General features: G+C 49.8%; 16 protein-coding genes. 6 read left to right on the top strand and 10 right to left on the bottom strand.

What is annotated here, in order from left to right:
- Positions 1 to 48 precede the first annotated feature (48 nt).
- The 4 genes from VNQ80_RS11920 to VNQ80_RS11905 all read right to left on the bottom strand — a co-directional run bounded on the left by VNQ80_RS11920 (position 49) and on the right by VNQ80_RS11905 (position 3,385).
- Positions 49 to 1,503, bottom strand: a complete 1,455-nt coding sequence (locus VNQ80_RS11920) for a S41 family peptidase (RefSeq protein ID WP_325638825.1) — start codon at positions 1,501 to 1,503, stop codon at positions 49 to 51.
- Positions 1,500 to 2,150, bottom strand: a complete 651-nt coding sequence (locus VNQ80_RS11915) for an HAD family hydrolase (RefSeq protein WP_325638823.1) — start codon at positions 2,148 to 2,150, stop codon at positions 1,500 to 1,502. Before VNQ80_RS11915 ends, VNQ80_RS11920 begins: the two co-directional genes overlap by 4 nt.
- A gap of 80 nt (positions 2,151 to 2,230) precedes the next feature.
- A complete protein-coding gene (locus tag VNQ80_RS11910; protein ID WP_325638821.1) occupies positions 2,231 to 2,716 on the bottom strand; it encodes a hypothetical protein in 486 nt (161 codons plus the stop codon).
- Between the two features lie 6 nt (positions 2,717 to 2,722).
- Positions 2,723 to 3,385 carry an ABC transporter ATP-binding protein gene (locus tag VNQ80_RS11905; RefSeq protein ID WP_325638817.1) on the bottom strand — a complete coding sequence of 221 codons (663 nt, stop codon included), beginning with the start codon at positions 3,383 to 3,385 and terminating at the stop codon, positions 2,723 to 2,725.
- A 122-nt stretch (positions 3,386 to 3,507) separates the two neighbouring features.
- Here VNQ80_RS11905 and sucC point away from each other — a divergent pair, with 122 nt between their 5' ends.
- From sucC to nhaA, 4 genes are all read left to right on the top strand, one after another.
- Entirely contained in the window at positions 3,508 to 4,698 is a 1,191-nt protein-coding gene (sucC, locus tag VNQ80_RS11900) for an ADP-forming succinate--CoA ligase subunit beta (RefSeq protein WP_325638815.1), read from the top strand.
- A gap of 193 nt (positions 4,699 to 4,891) precedes the next feature.
- A complete protein-coding gene (gene asnS, locus VNQ80_RS11895; RefSeq protein WP_325638813.1) occupies positions 4,892 to 6,337 on the top strand; it encodes an asparagine--tRNA ligase in 1,446 nt (481 codons plus the stop codon).
- 43 nt (positions 6,338 to 6,380) lie between these two features.
- Positions 6,381 to 7,001: an L-threonylcarbamoyladenylate synthase gene (locus VNQ80_RS11890; protein WP_325638810.1), complete on the top strand. Its 621-nt coding sequence runs from the start codon at positions 6,381 to 6,383 to the stop codon at positions 6,999 to 7,001.
- Between the two features lie 43 nt (positions 7,002 to 7,044).
- Positions 7,045 to 8,232: a Na+/H+ antiporter NhaA gene (gene nhaA, locus VNQ80_RS11885; protein WP_325638808.1), complete on the top strand. Its 1,188-nt coding sequence runs from the start codon at positions 7,045 to 7,047 to the stop codon at positions 8,230 to 8,232.
- Here the strand turns inward: nhaA and VNQ80_RS11880 are convergent.
- Positions 8,211 to 8,921: a basic secretory protein-like protein gene (locus VNQ80_RS11880; protein WP_325638806.1), complete on the bottom strand. Its 711-nt coding sequence runs from the start codon at positions 8,919 to 8,921 to the stop codon at positions 8,211 to 8,213. The two genes, nhaA and VNQ80_RS11880, sit on opposite strands and share 22 nt — an antisense overlap.
- Before the next feature lie 256 nt (positions 8,922 to 9,177).
- Between VNQ80_RS11880 and VNQ80_RS11875 the strand changes: the two genes are divergently transcribed.
- Together VNQ80_RS11875 and VNQ80_RS11870 are read left to right on the top strand one after the other, a co-directional pair.
- Entirely contained in the window at positions 9,178 to 10,608 is a 1,431-nt protein-coding gene (locus tag VNQ80_RS11875; RefSeq protein WP_325638804.1) for a HAMP domain-containing sensor histidine kinase, read from the top strand.
- Positions 10,609 to 10,615: 7 nt separating this feature from the next.
- Positions 10,616 to 11,326, top strand: a complete 711-nt coding sequence (locus VNQ80_RS11870; RefSeq protein WP_325638802.1) for a response regulator transcription factor — start codon at positions 10,616 to 10,618, stop codon at positions 11,324 to 11,326.
- Here VNQ80_RS11870 and VNQ80_RS11865 read toward each other — a convergent pair.
- The 5 genes from VNQ80_RS11865 to tilS form a co-directional block, all read right to left on the bottom strand.
- Positions 11,318 to 11,608: a DUF721 domain-containing protein gene (locus VNQ80_RS11865; protein ID WP_325638800.1), complete on the bottom strand. Its 291-nt coding sequence runs from the start codon at positions 11,606 to 11,608 to the stop codon at positions 11,318 to 11,320. The genes VNQ80_RS11870 and VNQ80_RS11865 overlap by 9 nt on opposite strands.
- On the bottom strand, positions 11,595 to 12,719 hold the full coding sequence (recF, locus tag VNQ80_RS11860) for a DNA replication/repair protein RecF (RefSeq protein ID WP_325638798.1): 1,125 nt from the start codon (positions 12,717 to 12,719) through the stop codon (positions 11,595 to 11,597). The genes VNQ80_RS11865 and recF overlap by 14 nt, the downstream gene beginning before the upstream one ends.
- Before the next feature lie 80 nt (positions 12,720 to 12,799).
- The gene (locus tag VNQ80_RS11855; RefSeq protein WP_325638796.1) at positions 12,800 to 13,096 is read right to left on the bottom strand and encodes a DUF4834 family protein; all 297 of its coding nucleotides are present in this window, start codon (positions 13,094 to 13,096) and stop codon (positions 12,800 to 12,802) included.
- 166 nt (positions 13,097 to 13,262) lie between these two features.
- Complete coding sequence (locus VNQ80_RS11850) at positions 13,263 to 13,748, bottom strand: hypothetical protein (RefSeq protein ID WP_325638794.1); 486 nt, start codon at positions 13,746 to 13,748, stop codon at positions 13,263 to 13,265.
- A gap of 4 nt (positions 13,749 to 13,752) precedes the next feature.
- Positions 13,753 to 15,090: a tRNA lysidine(34) synthetase TilS gene (tilS, locus tag VNQ80_RS11845; RefSeq protein ID WP_325638792.1), complete on the bottom strand. Its 1,338-nt coding sequence runs from the start codon at positions 15,088 to 15,090 to the stop codon at positions 13,753 to 13,755.
- Positions 15,091 to 15,277: the final 187 nt, after the last annotated feature.

Raw genomic sequence — 15,277 nt, 5'->3', positions numbered from 1 at the left:
GAATTATTGACGAAGGAACGTATGGCCAAAGCACGTACGTTGTTCTTATTACGGCATCGCGCGATTAGGAAAAGCAAACATTCCCTTGCGCCCGTGCCGATCGAGCGACCGGTTGATTTGATAAGACCGGTTTCCCGAAATGCGCGTGCGCCCATTGGATTGCTGGCTCCGGTTTTCGGACGAAAAATTACCGTTTTCGGCAAAGTATAACGCCTCAGCAATCATATCTTCCTGCGCATCACCAAAATCTTTCGTCAGATCGTCGAACGCTACTTTATCAACAGATATGCCCGAAAAGTAGTCACCATACCCATCCGAGTTGAATGTCTGGAACGACACGGCATACAGGTCTACGCCCAAAATGTTCCAATTGAAAAATCCTACCGGTTTGCCGTAGGTGGTATGCTCGCCGATTAACGTCACATCCATATGAGGTTTCAGGTTGTTGATGAGTAGTTCACTGGCCGATGCCGTGCCTTCCGTAACCAGGAAGTAAATCCGGTTGAGATTAAGGGTGTTGGTTTTATGGAAATGTACATCCGAAAAATCAATCTGAACCCCATAGCTGCGGAGAAACCCGTCGAGCCCGCTATTGACCTTATTGGTATACATCAGGTCGTTCCCAACAGCCGCCGGGACAAGGAGGTTCGAGAGATATTCGGCCGTAACTACCGCCCCACCTCCATTATACCGGAGGTCTACGATCAGCTCCCCCACACCCGCTGCTTCGAATTGGGCCATCAATTGATCGAGCTCGTCTTTCATACGGGTTGGGTTACCCCGGTTATCGAGTGTAGACACAAATATGTCAAACGCAAAATACCCTACTTTTTTGTTCGCCACATTGAAAACGCGCTGATTCGTAATCGGCACCAGTCTATAATTAGCCCGCTGCATATCCACGCCAACCTCTTCGCCATCCGGCTTACGGAGCACAAGGCTGATCTCGCCGGCATCTAATGCGCCGAAGAGGAAGGTAAAGTTATCCTGCTCCATGGACGGGAGGGACAGGTCGCTGATTCCATTTACCTGCACGATTTGCCAACCGCGCCGTATGCCACGCTGGTAAGCCGGCGAGCCGGCATCCACCTTTTTCACATACAGGTCTGTCTCGTTATTATACCGCACGTCCAATCCGAAGCTCCCCGCATATCCTTGTTGGATTTCAGCATCTACTGTACCCCACCGATCCAAAAAACTAAACCGATCGTAGGGGTCTCCTGCTTCATCGTGTGCATATCCTTTCAACGTTTCCAGCACTTTATCGGCCGAGTTGTACCGCCGGGTGTGGCCGCGAATGTCATCAAACCAATCCGGCAGATCAGCCTGCCACAAGTAAAACCCGTAAGTATAATGGTACACCGAGTCCTTCAATAGATCTTCGTCCGTATCGAGTCGCACAGGCCGCTCCAACTCGGGCATCACGGTATCTCGGTTACAACCAGCAACTGCACCCGATAGGGCCAACAAGACTACAAGACGTGCGAAGTGAAGCTTTTTCATTCGTTGTCGGTATGAAAGGTTGATAATTTGGCAGTGGACTCAAGGAAACGGCCGGCAGCGAGGCAGTCCACATCTTTCGCGATGGCAAGGTCAGCCGTATCTCCGGCGTGGATGTAAAGCACTTCATTCATCTGCAGTCCATTCTCCTCCAATAAGTAATCAAGGGGCGCATGGCCTTTTGCTCGAAGCTCCTCCTTGAAATACACTTTCACCAGTTGATCCAGTCCATTCCATTCCACATGCCGAAGCTTATTCAATTGCATGGCAGGATCGCCATCCGTAAAAACCAACAGCTGCTTTCCATGTGCACTAGCCTGGCGCATGAGGTCCAGCATCGCTTGGTAGAGCAGGAGCTTGGCGGGAAGCCGGGCGGTTTTGTGCATACGTTCAAACTGCACGCGGTATTTCGTGTCTACACCGAATGCTTCCACCGCACGGTCAAACAGCCCGGCCTCGCCGTGGTGTTCGTACGCGGTTTTCATGAATCCGGTGAGCTCCCCTGCGGGTGGCACGGCCTCCGTGTACTCCAGCAAGTGGGCAAACAGATAATACACTTGTAGCAAATAGTCCTTTTTCGGAAACAGCACATCATCCACTTCAAAGAGCAGTGCTTTCTTGCTAACGTCGATATCAGCGTATGTCAACATATATCGGTTTGATTCAAAACAATCATATTGGTTTAATGAGCACTCATTTTTACCGGAATCATTTAGATCGCTTCACCCAGTTAATCAGCGATACAACACAGCGCCAATTCATCAGACGTCGGCTGTGTAAACACACCCGACAGTGTATTACGGTATTTGCTTTCCGTTGCGCCTGCCACAGCAACACCACGATCAAGTATCAGCAGCGGTAGGCGCCGCTCAGGATTCTTAACGCGGTTTAACACTCCGGGATGCGTAGCATCAGGTAGCCAGACGGCAATGTCATATTCGGCAAATAGTTGTTGTGCCCTGTCCAGTAAATCGATCTCTTTTTCTCCCAATGGAATCAACACATCGATGCGGTTATCCAAACATATCCGGAGTACTTCATGCTCGAAAGCCCCGGTGTCTACGCCGGGAATTTGGATATAACTATCCAGCTGCAATAACACGTGCGGGATTTCGTCCGCCGAGCCAAACCGTACCGCGTAATCGACTTGCAGCAATTTACCCACCCGTTGGGCAAACGGCCGCATACCCTGTGTGACTAACACCGTCCTCGCCATTCCGTCCTATTGCTGATTAGGCACGATTATACCATCTTTGATATGCACCACACGGTCGGCAATCCCTGCCAGTTCCTCATTATGCGTTACAATCACAAACGTTTGGTCGAGCTGATCGCGCAGGCTTACGAACAACTGATGCAATGCGGTGGCACTTTCCGAATCGAGGTTACCGGATGGCTCGTCCGCAAGAATAACCGCCGGCCGATTTACCAGCGCGCGTGCTACCGCCACCCGTTGCTGCTCACCTCCGGATAGTTCGCTGGGTTTGTGGTTTCTGCGGTGCAACAGCCCAAGTAGCTCCAACAGTTCGGATGCCCGCCGTTCAGCCTCCTGAGGGCCCACTTTTTTAATATACGCGGGAATGCATATATTCTCCAACGCCGTAAATTCCGGCAGCAGGTGGTGGAACTGGAAGACGAACCCGATATGTTCGTTGCGGAATGCGCTCAGCTGCTTCGCAGTAAGCCTACTGATATCCGTGCCGTGGAGGGATACCACACCCCGATCCGGTTTATCCAACGTACCGATGATATGGAGCAAGGTGCTCTTGCCAGCACCGGACGCTCCGACAAGACTAACGATCTCTCCCTTACCCACGTGCAGGTCTACCCCCTTCAGGATGGGCAGCGCACCATACGATTTGTATATCCCCGTTGCATGTAGCATGATGCGAAGGTATGACTTTTCAACAAAAATCGCCTTAAGAAAGCAATCATACACGAAAATACCGCGTCTACTGCTTGCCCATTCCCGATTAAAACCCTACTTTTACACCAAATTTCACACAAATGAACATTCACGAATATCAAGGTAAGCAAATACTGAAAAGTTTTGGCGTTCGGGTACAGGAAGGTATCGTAGCCGAAACACCTGACCAAGCTGTAGAAGCAGCCAAGAAGTTGAAGGAAGACTACAATTCGGACTGGGTAGTGGTAAAAGCCCAAATCCACGCCGGTGGCCGCGGCAAAGGCGGCGGAGTTAAACTTGCAAAAAACCTTGATGAAGTGAAGCAACGGTCCACCGACATCATCGGCATGCAGCTGGTTACCCCACAGACCGGGCCCGAAGGCAAAAAGGTCAATAAGGTATTGGTTGCGCAGGATGTATATTATCCCGGCGAGAGCGAAACGAAAGAATTCTACATGAGCGTGCTGCTGGACAGGGGCCGCGGGAGGAACATCATCATGTATTCTACGGAAGGAGGCATGGACATTGAAGAGGTAGCCGAAAAAACACCACACCTCATTTTCAAGGAAGAAGTCGATCCGAAGGTAGGCCTTCAAGGCTTCCAAGCACGCAAGATTGCCTTCAACCTGGGGCTAAGTGGAGCCGCTTTAAAAGACATGACCAAGTTCGTCGCCGCGCTTTACAAAGCATATGAAGCAACCGACTCATCATTGTTTGAGATTAACCCTGTACTGAAAACAGCTGACGATAAGATACTGGCCGTAGACGCCAAAGTAAACTTGGATGAAAACAGCTTGTTCCGCCATCCGGACTATGCCGCCATGCGCGATATAGCCGAAGAAGATCCCACGGAAGTTGAAGCCGGGGAGTCTAATTTGAATTATGTGAAGCTTGATGGCAATGTAGGTTGCATGGTTAACGGCGCCGGCTTGGCGATGGCCACGATGGACATCATCAAACTGGCGGGTGGGGAGCCGGCCAACTTCCTCGATGTGGGCGGAACAGCCAATGCACAAACCGTCAAGGCGGGGTTCAATATCATTCTGAAAGATCCGAATGTAAAAGCCATCCTGATTAACATCTTCGGCGGCATTGTCCGCTGTGACCGCGTGGCACAGGGCGTTATCGATGCCTATAAGGAAATCGGCAACATCCCCGTTCCTATTATCGTACGCCTGCAAGGCACCAATGCTGAAGAAGCGAAACGGTTGATTGACGAATCCGGATTGGAGGTTTACTCCGCGATTCAACTTAAAGAGGCCGCCGATTTGGTAACCAAAGTCCTGGCTTGATTTACTATTGGCGATTTTAAGTCGTAAGTTGACGATTTTAGATGCCCCAGCAAAACCTCCAATCATTATGGGGGTTTTTGTTTTTGAAGCAATAGGCGTACGTTGTAGTTGTTAAACGCAACGACGTATACGTATAAGAAACGAAGTGAACTGGAAAAACAGAAAAGCAAACAGCAGATAGCAAATAACAACAATGACACATACACGTATAAAAGACTTGTTGAATTCCACCGAATATGGGCAACGGATCACCGTGAAAGGATGGGTGCGGACATTCCGAAACAACCAGTTTATCGCCATCAACGATGGTTCTACTTTGGGTAATATCCAAGCCGTAGTTGATTTTCAAAACACCGACGAATCATTGCTTAAACGGATCACTACAGGCGCGGCTGTTGCGGTGACGGGGCCGTTGGTAGAATCGTTGGGCAAAGGGCAACGCGTGGAGATCAAGGTAGAGACGCTTGAAATTTTGGGCGATAGCGATCCAGATAAATTTCCGTTACAACCCAAAAAGCACAGCCTCGAGTTCTTGCGCGAAATTGCGCACCTGCGTTTCCGAACCAATACGTTCAATGCAATCTTCAAGGTACGCACGGCACTCTCATTTGCAATCCACCAATTTTTTTATGAGCGCGGCTTCGTCTACCTGCACACACCCATCATTACAGGGTCCGATGCCGAAGGCGCTGGCGAAATGTTTCAGGTAACCACGCTCGATTTCGACAACACACCACGTAATCCGGATGGATCGGTCGATTATCGGGAGGATTTCTTTGGAAAGCCAACCAACCTGACCGTATCGGGGCAGTTGGAAGGCGAACTGGCCGCAATGGCCCTGGGTAATATTTACACCTTCGGCCCCACCTTCCGCGCCGAGAACTCGAACACCACCCGGCACCTGGCCGAGTTTTGGATGGTCGAACCCGAAATGGCATTCTATGAGCTCAGCGATAACATGGATTTGGCCGAAGAACTACTCAAATATGTGATCCGTTTTGCCCTCGACCATTGTCCCGATGAAATCGAGTTTTTGCGTAATAGGCTGCTTGACGAGGAAAAAAACAAACCGCAGCAGGAACGGTCTGATATGGATCTCGTGGCCAAACTAAATTTCTGCTTGGACAACAGTTTTGAGCGGCTTACTTACACGGAGGCCATTCATATCCTCCAGCGCAGCAAGCCCAATCAAAAGAAACAATTCAAATACCTCATCGAAGGCTGGGGTGCCGATCTCCAGTCCGAACACGAGCGATATCTGGTGGAGAAACATTTTAAGAAACCGGTTATCCTGACGGACTACCCGGCAGACATCAAAGCATTTTACATGCGGCAAAACGAGCCCGACGCCGAAGGCCGCCGTACAGTGCGCGCCATGGACATCCTCTTCCCCGGTATCGGCGAAATGGTGGGTGGTTCGCAACGCGAGGAGAGGCTGGACAAGTTAACGCAACGGATGGAAGAGATGAACGTCCCGGTGGCCGAAATGGACTGGTTCCTGGATACCCGCCGGTTCGGCACGGCACCCCATTCGGGATTCGGAGTGGGCTTTGAACGACTGGTGCTGTTCGTTACCGGGATGACCAACATCCGCGATGTTATCCCCTTCCCGCGTACACCGCACAACGCGGAGTTTTGATGGTCATGCATATCGCTCGACCGGCGCTTAATGATTGAAAACGATGTTACTACGTATCTACGAAGAGAACCCCAACCCCAAAGCCATCCAGCAGGTGGCTGCGATATTGCGACGCGGTGGATTGATTATCTACCCTACCGACACGGTGTATGGCCTCGGTTGCGACATCAACAACCACAAGGCTATCGAGCGCGTTTGTGAACTGCGTGGCATAAAGCCCCAAAAAGCTAACCTCTCTTTCATATGTTACGACCTCACCGCGATATCCCAATACACTAAGCCTTTTGATACAGCAACCTTCCGGGTGTTGAAAAAGGCGCTACCGGGTCCATTCACGTTCATCTTCAATGCCAGCGGACAGGTCCCAAAGCTATTGAGTTCGAAAAAGAAAATGGTAGGTATCCGCGTACCCGATAACCTCATCGCCCGCGAAATCGTGCACGAATTGGGGAACCCCATCGTATCGGCATCCATTCACGACGAAGACGAAATCGTGGAATACGCTACCGACCCGGAGCTTATCTATGAAAAATTCGGGGACCTGGTCGACGTCGTTATCGATGGAGGGTATGGAGGCAATATCGCCTCCACAGTGGTGGATACCACCTCCGGCGATTTTGAAATCGTCCGTGAAGGCAAGGGCGATATTGGCCTCTTCATGTAGTAATCAGTAACCAATTAATTAACGAACGACGATTTTCCCCAAGATGCGCAAACAGATCAAGCAGTTTTTTGAAGCCGATTCCGCAAGCGGTATCACCTTATTGATATTTTTGATTATATCGCTTATTATCGCCAATTCCTCACTAGGGCCTGCTTTTGAATCCCTGCTTGAACAGCAAATAGGCTTCGAAACGCCACAAATCCACCTCAAATACAGCGTGCTACTCTGGATTAATGACGGACTGATGGCTCTCTTCTTCCTGATGGTGGGCATCGAGATTAAACAGGAGCTAGCCCATGGCCAGCTTTCATCTGCAAAAAAGGCGTCCCTGCCTATATTTGCCGCCTTGGGCGGCATGCTGGTCCCCGCAGGCCTTTACGCCTTGTTCAATACCGGCACCGAGACCGCCCATGGCTGGGGCATCCCTATGGCAACCGATATCGCATTCGCCATCGGCATCTTATCCATCTTAGGCAAACGGGTGCCCGTGGCGCTGAAAGTATTCTTAACAGCATTGGCCATAGTAGACGACCTGGGGGCCATCCTGGTCATCGCTATCTTCTATACCACGGAGCTCCACAGCACCTACCTGCTGTATGCACTCGGCATATTCGTGGTGATGATGTTCCTGAACCGCATCGGCATCAAATCGGTATGGTTTTACCTGATCCCTGGTATATTCATGTGGTATTTCATCCATCATTCGGGCATCCATGCCACCATAGCGGGCGTGCTCACCGCCATGACGATTCCCATCAAAGGCCGGGAGCGGGGGCACTCCCCCATCCAGACCGTAGAACACGCCATCGCTACACCCGTCAACTTCATCATCATGCCGCTGTTTGCCCTGGCCAATACCAACATCCGGTTTGAGAGTGGGATGATGGAAGGCCTTGCCAGTCCGCTGGGTATGGGTATTATTGCCGGCCTGTTTATCGGCAAGCCTATCGGGATAACGTTGTTTTCATGGATTTCGGTCAAATTTGGATTGAGCGAACTGCCCAAAGGCACCAAGTGGTTCCAGGTATTGGCCATGGGGCTAATGGGTGGCATCGGCTTCACGATGTCTATATTCATCGCCCTGTTGTCGTTTGATGATGCCTACCACCAGACGGAAGCCAAGTTCGCCATCCTCATTGCCTCAGCCCTCTCGGGCATAATCGGATACGTAATCCTCCGAAATATTGGGAAGAAATTCGTACACCAGCGTCAGTCAAAATCTGCCGTATAAACTGCCCATAACCCATCCAGGTCAAGGCCGGTCTCTGCTTCCCAGATACCGTCGGTATAGGCACGGGTGCGCATCGCCGTATCGAGTACCTTTACCAGTCCCGGCTTCCGATTGGTCTCTATCCAATCCAAGAAGCGCGCGGTAATCCGGTAGCTCTGGCTATAATGGTGGTCATTTTGCACATCAGGCAATGACCACCCCGCCCCGGCATTGTCGATGCCATATTTGTAGCGCACGTAGTCCGCAATCCCCTCCACCAGCCAACCCGGTCCGCTGCCAGACGGATAGGCCTGCACGATGTGCATAACTTCGTGCGTAACGACATCCACATCGCCCGGTTTCTTTTCCAACCAAGTTTGACTGATCACCACCCGACCGTCGTGCGCATAGGCAACGCCGTCGTACGCCGTATCTATCGTCAGGGTTACCTGGCGCACCGCTTCAGGATTAAATGCCGCTACCAGCGGCGGGTATACGTTGAAAAACACTTCCTGCAGCCTACTGGCCACAGTGGTGTCGAATTTAGTATCCTGTTGGACAAACACCAGCGCAAACCCATCCCTGATCAACGTATCCGCGGTACTACCATCCTTTTGGCTGGCCATAACCGTATGCTTGGCTGCATTGCATGAAATCAAGCCACTTTGGAAAACGACGAGAAGAAGACTGACTACAAAAAAGCGCATCATTACCATGTTTGTTTAGAATTGAAATGGGCAATCTTTGTCTTCGCAAAAATCGCCCATCGCAAATTGGAATATTTTGTTTTAATAGGGTACAATTACATCTACCACAACAAAAATAACACATCCACCCTTCGGCACCTGTTAACAAATGCCCAACGAAATGTTAATGAAATTCAAATAGACGGCCATATGGCACGTATTCTTCTGATTTCATTGTTATATTCGCTCATATTAAAGCAGCGCTTAATCAGATAAATACATGCGGTATTCGTTGAAGACACATAAAGGTGTTTCGCTAGTAGGGCTCGTCTTATTGATTTCCGTGGTGTTCTATCTTACCTTCAACACCTTTAAACTGACGGACGAACAATACCAAGCGGTCGAAAAAAGCCTCATCAACGAACGCTATACCCAACGTATCCGCAATGACAAGGTATTCCCCGGCGGCGTAGCCATCATTGATCGCTATTTGATGGATAACATCCGGGCATTGGAAACCGCATACCAGCATGGACCGGGCGTCTTTGCGCACGAAAGAGACCTCGTATTAGACAGCATGTTTCTTGCCCTCCGCCAAGGCAACACTATGGACAGTCTTTTTGCAGCCGTTAAAACAGAATACGAGTTGGATGAAGACCTTGAGTATCTGCTCACCATCAATGCCATCCAGCTGGTTTTCAGCAATATGATGCTCGTCAATGCCTATCACTCCGCCAATCCTCCATCTTTCCTGGCGGATAGTCTCAACACCCCCGTCGGTGTGCGCATAGGTGGCGAGCTTAACACTCCGCTGCCGCAAAACGAAATTGCCAATATCACGGTTAGCAACGCTGAAGACTATAACTATTGGATGACTTTTTCCTTACATGCCGACCACCGGAACCGTACATGGCGTGTTATGAAGCTGATGATGCCCACTTTCCTGGTCGCATTATTCGCCATCGGTTGTGTCGTATCCATATATTACGTTACCTACCGGAATTGGCTAAGCCAGAAAAAACTGGCCGAAATGAAATCCGATTTCGTCAACAGCATTACCCACGAGTTTAACACCCCCCTTTCAACCATCATCGTTGCAAACAAGAATATGCAAAATGATAGTATCCTCGCAAATGCGGAAAATATCAAACCGCTCACGAAAATCATCGAGCGGCAGTCATTTCGTCTACAGAAGCTTTTCGACCAGGTGATGGACATCACCACAATGGACGATTCCTCCCTACAAAAAGAATCCTATGAACTCAACCAATTGCTTAGCGAAATCATTACGGATTATAACGTAAAGCTATCCGTCCAAAACACCGCCGTAATCCTGAATGCCGCCTCAAGGCCCCTCGATGTGGAACTCAATAAGTTCTTTTTCACCACAATGTTATTAAACCTATTTGACAACGCCATCAAGTACAACCGCAGCGAACATAAGCGGATTACCGTGGACACCACGGTAGCCGAATACACCATCAAACTACGGATATCAGACAACGGTACCGGTATTCCTGACAAGGAAATAGAACACGTTTTCGAAAAATTCTACCGTTTTCAAAAACAGGGCGCCCAACATATTTCCGGACTTGGGCTGGGGCTTTATTATACTTACCAATGTATCAAAAGCCATGGATGGACACTTTCCGTGGAAAGCAAAGAAAACGTTGGCAGCCAATTCACCATCCACATCCCTTACAAAAGCTAGCGCGCACATGAAACCGAAATTATTATACGTAGAAGATGAAGCAGACCTGGGCAACGTAACCAAACAATACCTCGAAGCGATGAATTTCGACGTTACATGGTGCTTGGATGGCAAAAGTGCCTACCAGGAATACCTGCGCCAGGAGGCAGCGTTCAGCTTGGTCGTCATCGATATACAACTACCAGACTTCAACGGATTCGATCTGGCACAGCGAATCGTAGCCCACGATAAAGACGCCTATTTCTTATTCCTCACCGCGCGCAAGGAGAAAAAGGACCGACTATTGGGACTGGACATGGGGGCAATGGACTACATTACGAAACCTTTTGATATTGACGAGTTAGTATTGCGCATTCGGAATATCGTCCGCCGCAAGCAGGTTGTTGAGGAGGTGGAGCCTACCGCCGATATCATCCAAATCGGCAACATTTCCTTAAACAAGGAGGCGCTGAGCCTCTCCGTAGATGGCCGGGTAAAAACCACCGTAACCATGCGCGAAGCCGAACTGCTGGAATACCTGTACGCGCACCGGAATACGATTGTGAAGCGTGAAGACTTATTAATCCGGTTTTGGGGTGAAAACGATTATTTCATGGGACGTAGCCTCGACGTATTCATATCCCGATTGCGCAAGTTGTTACGACATTCTTCATCGGGAGCCCGGATTGAAAACAGTTATGGAGTGGGGTTCATCCTCTCTGTGCCGCCATCAGAGTAAAACGAGGTCTTCGATTACCACCTGGCCTACGTGCTCATTCAAGCGGCCGATGATCTGCGACCGCATGAGCACCAGTTCGCTTTTGATAACAGACGACTCTACCTTTACAAACAATTTCTTATCGCGGATATACAATTGTTTAGTACGGTTGGCAATTGCCTTCCCCATCAGCTCCGGCCAAGCGGATACCAATGCGGTCTCGTCAAACTTACGCCGCAACCGATACACATCGAGCATTTTCTCGATGGCTTCTTTTATGGTCATGTCATCACCCCTGCTCATGCTCTTCCAATTGACGCGCTGTACCCGCATTGATTTCAAAGATACGCACGCTCCGGTTTATCTCTTCAAATATACGGTTTATCCGCGTGGAGTCCGTATCAGTTAGGAATATTTGCCCGAAATCATCGGCCGAGACCATCTGCATCAGCTTTCGCGTCCGCTGGTCGTCCAACTTATCGAAGATATCATCCAGCAGCAGCAACGGCTTGAAATTTTTCCGGTGGTGCAAGAAGCTATACTGTGCCAGCTTTAAAGCAATCAGAAATGATTTTTGCTGCCCCTGCGAACCGAATTTTTTGAGCGGCATATCGCCATGTATGGAGAATAATAGGTCGTCTTTATGAATACCTACCGTAGTCCGTTCTAATAAGCGGTCACGCTCCAGGTATTGGCTTAACAGTGTGGAAAACGAACCGTGCATCAGCTGCGATTCGTATACCAATGACACCGTTTCGGCCGTTTCGGTAAGGAACCGATAATGATTATCAAACTCGGGGATAAATTCAGCCATAAACGCTTGGCGTTTCTCAAAAATCGGCACCCCCAATTCCACCAGTTGGACATCGAGCACATCAAGCAGGCTGCTGTCCAATACACCACCCTTACCCGCCTGCTTCAGCAAGCTGTTGCGCTGAGCCAAGCACTTGTTATAGGCAATCAGACCATCGAGGTAAGCGAGGTCAGTCTGCGAAATGACGTTGTCTATAAAGCGGCGGCGCTCTTCACTCCCATCGGTTACAATAGCCGAATCGTTGGGCGATACCATCACCAACGGAAACAGGCCGATATGGTCGGCCAACCGCGTATAGGCTTTCTTATTCTTTTTAAACTGCTTCTTTTGGTTGCGTTTCAGGCTGCATGACACCGCATCCAACTGCCCGTTCTTCTCAAATTCGCCTTGTACCATAAACCAGTCCGAGCCCCGCCGAATTTGCTGCGAATCTATCGGGTTGAAAAAACTTTTGCACAGCGACAGGTAGTGGATAGCGTCCAGCAGATTAGTCTTACCGGCTCCGTTGGCACCGGTAAATGCGTTTACCACCGGCGTAAAATCCAAGGTAGCTTCGGCACAATTCTTAAAATTAAGGACAGCGAGCCGTTTCAACCACATACCGTCAAAGGTAGAAATGATTTACGATTTTAGGTTGTATTTGCGATTTTAGATTTCCGATTGCAGACCCGGCTTCGATATTACTCGGCAGAAGATTTGATTTCTTCAAAATCCACGAATTCCCCCGCATGCTTGGCACCGTTTTTCGGTTTGTCCTGCGGTGGCATATAATCAATACGCACCTTTCCGTCAGATTGGTGCCGCTCATTGGGGTTGGCACCACGGAAAGTCGTATTTCTGTACTGGTATTGTTGTTGGGCATTGCCCATGACCTTTTCTGCCATTTTCCGCATCGCCCATGGGAAAAGGAGCCGTGCTACCACACGTACCAACCACAGGACGGCTATTGCGATGAGTAAAAATTTCAATAATCCCATATTGATACAAACTTAAGTAAAAATGGTTTTAGATGCAAGTTTGTCACTAGCGAGTTACTCCAGAACATGGACTCTTAATCTGACCCGTTTCCCCCACAGTATATCCGTCGGATAGATTTCGATCGTAGCGGCCCCAAATACCGTTTCGCTACATGTTGGTAATGGCTTAAAACTTGGCTTTTGCCTTAAGAATCGCTTGCTCCAGCTCCACCTGCCGCTGGGTACCGATGATATATTGTAAGCCATCACGGTCCGTAAGCCATATCGCATCCTTGCCGCCCGCGTAAAATTTAATCCGCCCTTTTTGGTGAAGATTATACACCGGGTTATTGATAAAAAACTTACTGTAAGGTTTGCGTTCTATCTTGGTGATACTATTGAGGTCGATTTTCACCAGACGGGTCGTCCACAGGCCACTCAATTTCACACAGCTGCCTTCCACGGTAATGCGGTATTGCAGCATATACATCATCACAATCGATACAAATAAGATGGCAATCCCCACCACGAGGAATAGTTGGCTTTCGCTTTCGCGCTCGATGTTGATGTAGTAGGCCGTAAAACAGAACAGCGCCAGCACCAGCCGCACGCTGAGCCATCCACGATCCCGCCCCAAGTACTGGTTTTCTACGTAAATCGGTTTTTCCTCCATGGCATTAAAGACGTGCTAATGTAAACACTTTTTTCGTTTCGGCCGTAATTTTATAGCGATTGTCTATACGATAGCAGGCCACCCAGATGATATCGCCGTTGCCATTGACTACCACGGGCACTTGGTGCTTGCGATACAAGGGTACTTTCAACGACACAAAGAAGTCGCTCAACTTCTTTCGGCCGTTCATCCCGAGCGGGTGGAAAGCGTCGGCAGTATGCCATGAACGGATTTGGAGCGGAAAGACAAGGCGGTCGGCATCGAACTGCGCGACGTTCGGGTTGGTGCGTATCACGGTATCGGCAGTCCAACCGGATTCGAAACGGCGCCCGCCCCAGTACACGGCTTCACCGGCCCTATGGATGGTTGCCACATCGTTCGTAAGCACCTCATTCCGCCTCATGATCACCACCCGGCGGTCGAGATACAGCACATGCGAAGGCGAAAAAAACTGCTTACCGGATATTCCCGGCAATGCCGCTGCCAAATCATCCAACACCGCCTCGGAAAAACCGTAGGGCCTAAACAGTTCATACAGCAGGAACCGTTGCGGATCGAGCGCTGCCAGTTCCGCGATGGGGATGTGCCACTCTTCGTCTCCGCTTACCTGTTTCTGCACCAGCAGCCGATCGCGCAGCGCTGCTAAATAACGCTGCAATACCACATAGGCATCTGTAAAATGTGCCATATTCGCGGCCATCGTCCGCTCCAATGACGGATTCAGTTCCTTCAGCTTGGGAATGACTTCCAGTCGAATTTTATTACGAACGTATTTGGTGGAAAAGTTGGACGCATCGTCACGGTATTCCAGGCCCTGCTTTGCCACTTCAGACGCTACCTCGTCTGAAGTGAGGAACAGCAACGGACGGATGATGTGGCCGCGCCTGGACTGGATGCCGCGGAGGCCACGAAGGCCCGTGCCGCGCACCAAATGAAGCAGCAAGGTTTCGAGGTGGTCGTTTTGATGTTGCCCTACCGCGATGTGATCGTAGCTTTGCGAAGCACGGATGGTCTCCAACCATTCGTACCGGAGGTCGCGCGCTGCCATCTGGATGGAAACACCATGCGCCTCCGCGTAGGCTTCCGTATCAAAAGTCGTTGTATAAAACGGCACATCCAATTGTCGCGCGAGCCGGTTCACCAGCAATTCGTCGGCATCGGATTCAGCACCGCGCAAATTGAAATTGCAATGGGCTACCCCGATGGAGTACGCCGATTGGGCAAAAAGATGGGCCATCAGCACCGAATCCTTACCGCCGCTCACGGCAAGCAGTATCCGATCACCGGGTTGGCAGTGGATCTCCTCCTCAAGATATTGCGCGAATCGTTCCTGCACGCTCATACGGCCAAAGGTACGGGATATCGGATATACAAAAATACCATCACAGGGATAATTTTATTAACCACACCAGGTTGGCCACGGAACGACAAGGTTGTAACATTACCTTTCCTCCGACATCCATTTAATTATTGCTTAATAATTAATCGGAGTATATCCGGGATTTATACGGAGTTTATTCGGATAAAAG

This window comes from Parapedobacter sp., from assembly GCF_035556095.1.
Lineage (GTDB): Bacteria > Bacteroidota > Bacteroidia > Sphingobacteriales > Sphingobacteriaceae > Parapedobacter.
The sequence above is the reverse complement of the archived record's forward strand: the minus strand, read 5'-3'. Positions and strand labels throughout refer to the sequence as shown.

Excerpts from the sequence above, each read along its gene's own strand:
- VNQ80_RS11920 (WP_325638825.1), bottom strand. The coding sequence starts at position 1,503 with ATGAAAAAGCTTCACTTCGCACGTCTTGTAGTCTTGTTGGCCCTATCG.
- VNQ80_RS11915 (WP_325638823.1), bottom strand. The coding sequence starts at position 2,150 with ATGTTGACATACGCTGATATCGACGTTAGCAAGAAAGCACTGCTCTTT.
- VNQ80_RS11910 (WP_325638821.1), bottom strand. The coding sequence starts at position 2,716 with ATGGCGAGGACGGTGTTAGTCACACAGGGTATGCGGCCGTTTGCCCAA.
- VNQ80_RS11905 (WP_325638817.1), bottom strand. The coding sequence starts at position 3,385 with ATGCTACATGCAACGGGGATATACAAATCGTATGGTGCGCTGCCCATC.
- sucC (WP_325638815.1), top strand. The coding sequence starts at position 3,508 with ATGAACATTCACGAATATCAAGGTAAGCAAATACTGAAAAGTTTTGGC.
- asnS (WP_325638813.1), top strand. The coding sequence starts at position 4,892 with ATGACACATACACGTATAAAAGACTTGTTGAATTCCACCGAATATGGG.
- VNQ80_RS11890 (WP_325638810.1), top strand. The coding sequence starts at position 6,381 with ATGTTACTACGTATCTACGAAGAGAACCCCAACCCCAAAGCCATCCAG.
- nhaA (WP_325638808.1), top strand. The coding sequence starts at position 7,045 with ATGCGCAAACAGATCAAGCAGTTTTTTGAAGCCGATTCCGCAAGCGGT.
- VNQ80_RS11880 (WP_325638806.1), bottom strand. The coding sequence starts at position 8,921 with ATGATGCGCTTTTTTGTAGTCAGTCTTCTTCTCGTCGTTTTCCAAAGT.
- VNQ80_RS11875 (WP_325638804.1), top strand. The coding sequence starts at position 9,178 with ATGCGGTATTCGTTGAAGACACATAAAGGTGTTTCGCTAGTAGGGCTC.
- VNQ80_RS11870 (WP_325638802.1), top strand. The coding sequence starts at position 10,616 with ATGAAACCGAAATTATTATACGTAGAAGATGAAGCAGACCTGGGCAAC.
- VNQ80_RS11865 (WP_325638800.1), bottom strand. The coding sequence starts at position 11,608 with ATGAGCAGGGGTGATGACATGACCATAAAAGAAGCCATCGAGAAAATG.
- recF (WP_325638798.1), bottom strand. The coding sequence starts at position 12,719 with ATGTGGTTGAAACGGCTCGCTGTCCTTAATTTTAAGAATTGTGCCGAA.
- VNQ80_RS11855 (WP_325638796.1), bottom strand. The coding sequence starts at position 13,096 with ATGGGATTATTGAAATTTTTACTCATCGCAATAGCCGTCCTGTGGTTG.
- VNQ80_RS11850 (WP_325638794.1), bottom strand. The coding sequence starts at position 13,748 with ATGGAGGAAAAACCGATTTACGTAGAAAACCAGTACTTGGGGCGGGAT.
- tilS (WP_325638792.1), bottom strand. The coding sequence starts at position 15,090 with ATGAGCGTGCAGGAACGATTCGCGCAATATCTTGAGGAGGAGATCCAC.